The sequence below is a fragment of the Rhizobium sp. PEPV16 genome, from assembly GCF_008919455.1.
Lineage (GTDB): Bacteria > Pseudomonadota > Alphaproteobacteria > Rhizobiales > Rhizobiaceae > Rhizobium > Rhizobium leguminosarum_Q.
On sequence record NZ_VSZV01000126.1, the window covers coordinates 1 to 6,253 of the forward strand.

Below are 6,253 nucleotides of genomic sequence, written 5' to 3' on the forward strand. Positions count from 1 at the left end.
TCGACAAAGGTGGGAACGATTCTGACGGTGAATGCCACGTTGAGCGCGATCCAGACAACGACGGGCAAGGCGAGTTGCCAGGCCAGCGCGCTGAGCAGGATTACGGAGCCCACCAACTGCATCACGAAGCGCGGGATGGACTGGAAGGCGGCAATGATCTGCTGCTGCACAGCGGAGGCCACCTGCGACAGGCGCGAAGCGACTTGCCCGGCATAGAGATCATGGAAGAAGGCGAGATCCTGCCGCTCCACCGCCTTGTGACCCTGCCACTGGATGGCGGCCGGCATGCCGATGCCGAGTGTATGCGACGTGAGAGTATTGCGTACGAACGAAACGATCGGCATGACCGGAAAAATCAGGAAGCCGAGAATGGTCAGCAGCAGCCATTCATCGCGCAGGAAGGCGGGAGCGCCGTGTTGTGTCACACCGTCGACGATGACCGAAAGTCCCCAGACGATCGTCAGGTTGATCGCCTCGAACACCATGGAGCAAAATGCCAGCGCAATCAGCACACCCCGAAACATCGAGATGAAATGCAGGAGTACCGCCACCGGCCCCTTCGACGGCAGCGGTCGGTAAGGGATATCGAGCGGCCGGATCAGGCTTTCGAAAGGACGATAGATCGCATCTGAAATCGACATGGGCCACTCGGATTAAAATCGGGAGGAGGCGAGGACTCAGCTACGCAAGATCGCAGAAAACCATCCCCAGACTGCAATCTCAATTATAAATTTCAGAAAATCTATGAAAGAGGCGTTGCCGCGAGAGCCGGGTCCACGGCAAGGCGATCGTTTTCAAATCCGGACAGACATCATTCGCCCCGGGCCAGGGCTGCGGCCCGTTCCAGCGAGATCTTCCCAACCAGCGGGTCGGCATGACGGTGGGCGAGCCGCCACTCCGATCCATGCCGGCGATAGACCTGAGTGACGCGCAACGACCAATTCTGGTCCGGCAGGCTGCCTACCTCACCATGCTGGCGCTCGATCATCACCAGTACGATCAGGTCACCACTGACATAGGACTTTTCCACCTCTAGGGTTCCGCCGCCATTGCGGAAGAACCGGGCGAGCTCGGCCAGATGCTCGGGACTGTCGTCGAAGCCATGGCTGGCGGAACCACCGAAAGGCTGCATCAAGGTGAAATCGTCATCGAGCCGGATGAGGTTCGCCCACCGCGTCATGTCGCCGGCCATGAAAGCTGCCGCCTGTTGTTCTGTGCGGTGGATGATGCCAAGTAATGCCGCATCGGATGCCGGAGCGGCATGCGCGACGCGCCCTGTTGCGGCGACCGCCATTGCCAGGGCGGCTCGCCGTGAAAGGGTTGCGGCCTCGTGTACGGGCTTGTCGCCGCGCACCGTTTGGCTTTTGAAAAGGGACATCGGATCTTCCTATTGGTGACCGGCCATAGCGGAATGGTCGTTATCTCCCACTTTCAGGGCAATGAATCCAATGATATGATTTCAGCAAGATGCTGAACCAAATTGATCTATCCAGAATCGACCTCAACCTGCTCGTGCTGTTCGAGACTGTCATGGAGGAGCGCCATGTCGGCCGTTCGGGGCAGCGGTTGAACCTCTCGCCTTCGGCGATCAGTCACGGCCTTGGCCGGTTGCGAACGCTGCTGGGTGACCCGCTATTTCTCAAAACACCAAAGGGCGTCGTTCCGACAGACCGGGCCGAGGAACTTGCAGCACCCATCGCCGATATATTGGCGCGCGTTCGCAGCGTGGTGGCGACAGCGGAGCCATTCGATCCAGCGCGCTCTCAGCGACGATTTACGATCGGCGCGCCCGATGGTGTTTCGTCTGTGTTTCTGCCGCCGTTGCTCGACCTGTTGGCCAAGTCCGCTCCCGGCATTGCAATCAGCATCCGGCAATTGCTGCCGAGACAGGGCGAGCCATCGCCTGATCTGGCTTGGCGCGATGCGTTAACCGCGTTGGAAGCCCGTGACATGGACATCGCCATCAATCCTCAGGCCGAGTTTCCAGTCCGCTTTGCAAGCCTGCTGCTCTACGAGGAGGATTTTGTCATCGCGGCCCGTCAGGGCCATCCTTTGCTGACAGATCCGACACTGGCCAACTACTGCGCCGCGCAGCACCTGGTGGTCTCGCATCTGGGCGATACTCATGGCTTTGTCGACAATGTGTTGGCCAGCCATGGATGCTCCAGGCGAGTGGCGCTGACGGTCCCGAACTTCATGTTCGCGCTCGCCGTGCTTGCGGAAACCGACTTTATCTCGGCCTTGCCACGCCGCTTCGTCGAGATGCACGCCGCGCGGTTCGGCGTTGTCAGCGTCAATCCTCCCCTGCCACTCGGACGCTTCGCCATGAACGCGACGGCGCCGAAGGCGGCAATGCGTGACGAAGGCGTGGCCTGGCTGGTAAGGCTCCTGCAGGCATCCATGGATACCGCGATAGATAAAACCCGCGCTCGCAGCGGAAGTCGTCCGGCGCCGGGAAAGGCAGACACTTGAGCCGCCGATAGCGTAAGTCCCGGCGCCTGGATCGCTCAATTGCGGTCATCGCGCGATTGAGGCAGGATGCCGTCCTCGAATAGCAAGCAGGATCGAACAGACGCTCATGCTGACGGGCTCATGTCATTGCGGCAAGACAAGCTGGACACTCGAAGGTGATCCAGGCTCGATCACCGCCTGCAACTGCACCCTCTGCCGACGCTACGGCACGCTGTGGGCCTATGACTACGAAGGAGAGCGCATCGCTCTCACCGGTGAGACCGCCTCCTACGCCCGCGCCGACAGGGACGAGCCGTCTCTCGAAATCTTGTTCTGCCCATCCTGCGCGTGTGTCTTGAGCTGGCGCGGCCTTCGGCTTCGAAAGGATGGCCGCAGGCGCATGGCCGTCAACATGCGGCTTGCGCCGCCGGATCTCGTTCAGCATCTGCCTATCGATCATTTCGACGGCCTGGACACGTTTGAAGACCTTCCATCCAAGGGGCGCTGCGTGCGCGATCTCTGGTTCTGAGCCGACTGCGTAGATCGGCACGCGGCCGGATCGCGCCAGATGCGAGCCTGGTAAAAGATCGTTCTGCTCGAAGCTGCCTCAGCCGCGCCGCGCCGCCTCGATCGTCGCAATGTCGATCTTCCTCATGGTCATCATCGCGTCAAAAGCACGCTTTGCCTGGCCACCGCCTGCCGAGAGCGCTTCGGAGAGGACGCGCGGCGTAATCTGCCAGGACACGCCCCACTTGTCTTTGCACCAGCCGCACTCGCTTTCCTGGCCGCCATTGCCGACGATGGCATTCCAATAGCGATCGGTTTCTTCCTGAGTGTCCGTTGCAATCTGAAAGGAGAAGGCCTCGTTGTGTTTGAACGCAGTACCGCCGTTCAGGCCGATGCAAGGAATACCCGCAACTGTGAATTCAACGACCAGAACGTCTCCCTGCTTGCCGTCAGGATAATCTCCCGGTGCCCGAATGACGGCACCTACGGCGCTGTCGGGAAAAGTCGCGGCATAGAAGCGGGCAGCAGCCTCAGCGTCTTTGTCGTACCATACGCAGATCGTGTTCTTTGCCATTGCGTGATCCTTTCGCTCTTCGTTTCGCATTGCCCACTGAAATAAGAGGCAAATCGTCTTTCTCCAGCCCAGTCCGAGTGATTTCACGCGGACGACTGTACAGCGTTGCTAAATGGTCGAGGTCCCTGCGGTGTTGCCATCGTCCGGGTTCAATGACTTCGGGACAAGCGGGTATGAGGAGATTTGCGGAACCGTGCATATAGCATCGGCTGCATTCACTTTGCCGGAATGCAACCGACGCGACCCGGCTCTAAAACATATCCCGCCCGTCACTGCGCGGATCGCCGGCCACGCGGTGCGGCTCGTAGAGGCCGCCCAGCGCTTTGCGCCGCCACGGCCGGGCAATATCGCCGTGATTGTCGTCGATATCAGTGAGCGATATCGCGGCCGTTCCATCCGCAGGGCATTGCGCTGCCCACCGGCCACCGGGCGCGACGATCCCGGAAGACACGGGATCGGCTAAACCGGGATGTGCGAGTATGGAGAAACTCACCCAGTACCTGTTGCTCGCCGCATACCCCTGCACCTCGGCGGCGAAGGAGGTATCATTGGCCGACGTCCCCCCAGTGGACGAAAACAGCACGCAGTGGACATCGAGCCGCTCGTATTCAGTGAAAATTTGAGGAAAGTTGCACTCCATGCCGAGCGCACAGCCAAAACGGATGCCGTCGACCTCGAAGGTCACGGGGATCGAACCTGGCGTGTACATGAAGGAGATCTTGGTGTTCGACAGCAGCCGCTCATCGTAGCGCGTCACCAGTTCGCCGCGATCGGAGACGACATAAAGGCTGTTGTGCGGCCGGTGCGGCGGCGTCAGCGGATGCACCGAGCCGATGACCGTCCAGAGCCCGAGTTCGCGCGCCAGTCTGCGCGTTTTATCCAGCTCCTCACGCAACACGGCCCATTCGAACCGCCGCCAATCGGACGGCCCGATCTCTCTCGGCCCGATTTCCGACATGATCCGCTTGTTCGGCGATGATGTCGTTCCTTCGGGAAAGTGGATGAGCCGCGCCCCTGCCTCTCGCGCCTGCCGCATCAGCAGGCGTATCTCCTGTCCACTCTGGCGAAGCTTGTCCGCATCGCGGGGATCGTCTGCATGGGTGGTCTGGGCCACGGCGAGACGCAAACGTCTTGCCTCAGGCTGTGCATCGTTCGCCGACCTGGGAAGAACATGCATGCGGGCGGCGGTGTAGGATTCACCCGTCTTGGCGGCGCGTGCACGCACCCGTCGCTTGAAATTTCCATTCTCAGTCATATCAGGGCCTCTCACGTTCCGGACATCGTTCCCCAGCAACAGGCCCGAAACATCAGGACCAAGGATCACGACCCGAGACGAAAGTCCCTTTGCCTCCGGTTGAAGACCCTGCTGGGGAAGGTCCTGGGAGGTTCGGCGTTAGGCCACGCCGACACAAAGATGCCGAGGCGACCGCGATTCGTCAATTCGTGAAATGGCCGGGATAGGCAGGCGCCGAGGCGCCCTGCTTCGGGCGCTCCGCCTTATCCATTCGCCACGGCGGATCGGTGCGGTTCGATCCGGCGAAATAAAGGATGATGCGGTTGCCGCCGGGGTCGAACAGCTCCGCCTCGCGCCAGAGCCAACTCTTGTCCTCCGGTCCGGTGACGAAACGAAGACCGGCCTCGCTGAGACTGCCGACCGTCTCGTCCAGCTTCTCGCACTCGAAATACACCGTGGTGCCGCCACCGCCACCTTCGCCCTGATGCAGGGAGAAGGTGCTGTCCCCGTCCGGGCAGACGAAGCGCGCATAGCGAGGACGAGCGTCGACGACCGGCGTGAGACCGAGAACGCAGTAGAAGTTCCAGCCCGCATCGAGGTCAGGCATCGTAACGGTTACTTGATTCAGGCGCATGACCTATCTCCTCGGCTGAGTTCGCCCAAAACGGTACGGCGGCTTGGCACCACTACATTCATAAAAACAAAGACCTGAAGCCATCAAATGAATCAAATTCTAAGCGAGCAGTTTTAGTGTCATCGACACAAAACTCGTGTCAGACTGCGCAAGCCACGCACACGCCGGCGCACCGATCGAGAGGGCCGAAGCCATGCACAAGTTCACCGTATCAATTACTCGGGAGATCGAGGCCGACACCGCCGAGGAGGCCGCCTTGCTCCTGTATCAGGAACTATCAAGGGGACCGATCCCCGACCGCTACTCGGTCGTCGACAAGACGAAGGCTGGCACGGAGGTGAAGCTGGATCGGCAAAAGGCCGACGAATTCGCCAGCATCGATCACACCGCCGACCCCGGCAACTGGTAGGCACCAGACGACCAGAGGAGATCGCTGCTTTGCCCCGGGAGCGCAAGTGCGGTAGTGGCAGATCCCATTCGCCGGCGTAATGCCGATGCAAACAGCCGCCCGTTGGAAATATCGCGAGCCAAGGAAAGTCCGTGACCTCACCAATCAAAATAGCCGTCGCCGGCGCGAACGGCCGCATGGGTCGCGCCATCATGCCGCTGCTGGCGGCCGATCCGGCTTTCGCGTTCGTCGGCGGCATCGGCCGTGAAGGCTCCATGAGCGCCGGGCTGATCGACCGTTCGGCTGCGATCGGAGCGACCGACGTGATCCTGGATTTCACGACGGGACGTGCTGCCGCCGAACTTGCCGGTTTGTGCGCTTCGGCCGGCGGACCGGCCCTGGTGATCGGGGCGACGGGGTTCGAGCCGGATGAGCTCGAACGGATCGCGGAGGCCGCCCGCGCGA

The 6,253-nt window shown here is 61.0% G+C and carries 8 protein-coding genes and 1 pseudogene; 4 read left to right on the plus strand and 5 right to left on the minus strand.

All coding sequences use genetic code 11. From position 1 onward, the window contains the following. Both FY112_RS02095 and FY112_RS02100 read right to left on the minus strand, forming a co-directional pair. On the minus strand, positions 1-641 hold a 641-nt coding region (locus FY112_RS02095; RefSeq protein ID WP_181018127.1), incomplete at its 3' end, for an ABC transporter ATP-binding protein. Positions 642-811: 170 nt separating this feature from the next. After that, positions 812-1,378, minus strand: a complete 567-nt coding sequence (locus tag FY112_RS02100) for a nuclear transport factor 2 family protein (protein WP_151517536.1) — start codon at positions 1,376-1,378, stop codon at positions 812-814. Between the two features lie 89 nt (positions 1,379-1,467). On the opposite strand from FY112_RS02100, the gene FY112_RS02105 reads away from it, so the two are divergent. Both FY112_RS02105 and FY112_RS02110 read left to right on the plus strand, forming a co-directional pair. Continuing rightward, positions 1,468-2,472: a LysR family transcriptional regulator gene (locus FY112_RS02105; protein ID WP_151517537.1), complete on the plus strand. Its 1,005-nt coding sequence runs from the start codon at positions 1,468-1,470 to the stop codon at positions 2,470-2,472. 106 nt (positions 2,473-2,578) lie between these two features. Continuing rightward, on the plus strand, positions 2,579-2,980 hold the full coding sequence (locus FY112_RS02110; RefSeq protein ID WP_151517538.1) for a GFA family protein: 402 nt from the start codon (positions 2,579-2,581) through the stop codon (positions 2,978-2,980). Positions 2,981-3,058: 78 nt separating this feature from the next. Here the strand turns inward: FY112_RS02110 and FY112_RS02115 are convergent, their stop codons facing one another. The 3 genes from FY112_RS02115 to FY112_RS02125 form a co-directional block, all read right to left on the minus strand. Next, complete coding sequence (locus FY112_RS02115; RefSeq protein WP_151517541.1) at positions 3,059-3,532, minus strand: VOC family protein; 474 nt, start codon at positions 3,530-3,532, stop codon at positions 3,059-3,061. A gap of 250 nt (positions 3,533-3,782) precedes the next feature. Then, the gene (locus FY112_RS02120; RefSeq protein ID WP_094085645.1) at positions 3,783-4,787 is read right to left on the minus strand and encodes a carbon-nitrogen hydrolase family protein; all 1,005 of its coding nucleotides are present in this window, start codon (positions 4,785-4,787) and stop codon (positions 3,783-3,785) included. Positions 4,788-4,968: 181 nt separating this feature from the next. Continuing rightward, positions 4,969-5,400: a VOC family protein gene (locus tag FY112_RS02125; protein ID WP_151517539.1), complete on the minus strand. Its 432-nt coding sequence runs from the start codon at positions 5,398-5,400 to the stop codon at positions 4,969-4,971. 193 nt (positions 5,401-5,593) lie between these two features. On the opposite strand from FY112_RS02125, the gene FY112_RS02130 reads away from it, so the two are divergent. Beyond that, on the plus strand, positions 5,594-5,809 hold the full coding sequence (locus tag FY112_RS02130) for a hypothetical protein (protein ID WP_151517540.1): 216 nt from the start codon (positions 5,594-5,596) through the stop codon (positions 5,807-5,809). 131 nt (positions 5,810-5,940) lie between these two features. Next, positions 5,941-6,253, plus strand: a pseudogene (locus tag FY112_RS02135) (4-hydroxy-tetrahydrodipicolinate reductase); the annotation flags it as partial.

Excerpts from the sequence above, each read along its gene's own strand:
- FY112_RS02115 (WP_151517541.1), bottom strand. The coding sequence starts at position 3,532 with ATGGCAAAGAACACGATCTGCGTATGGTACGACAAAGACGCTGAGGCT.
- FY112_RS02100 (WP_151517536.1), bottom strand. The coding sequence starts at position 1,378 with ATGTCCCTTTTCAAAAGCCAAACGGTGCGCGGCGACAAGCCCGTACAC.
- FY112_RS02110 (WP_151517538.1), top strand. The coding sequence starts at position 2,579 with ATGCTGACGGGCTCATGTCATTGCGGCAAGACAAGCTGGACACTCGAA.
- FY112_RS02125 (WP_151517539.1), bottom strand. The coding sequence starts at position 5,400 with ATGCGCCTGAATCAAGTAACCGTTACGATGCCTGACCTCGATGCGGGC.
- FY112_RS02120 (WP_094085645.1), bottom strand. The coding sequence starts at position 4,787 with ATGACTGAGAATGGAAATTTCAAGCGACGGGTGCGTGCACGCGCCGCC.
- FY112_RS02130 (WP_151517540.1), top strand. The coding sequence starts at position 5,594 with ATGCACAAGTTCACCGTATCAATTACTCGGGAGATCGAGGCCGACACC.
- FY112_RS02105 (WP_151517537.1), top strand. The coding sequence starts at position 1,468 with ATGCTGAACCAAATTGATCTATCCAGAATCGACCTCAACCTGCTCGTG.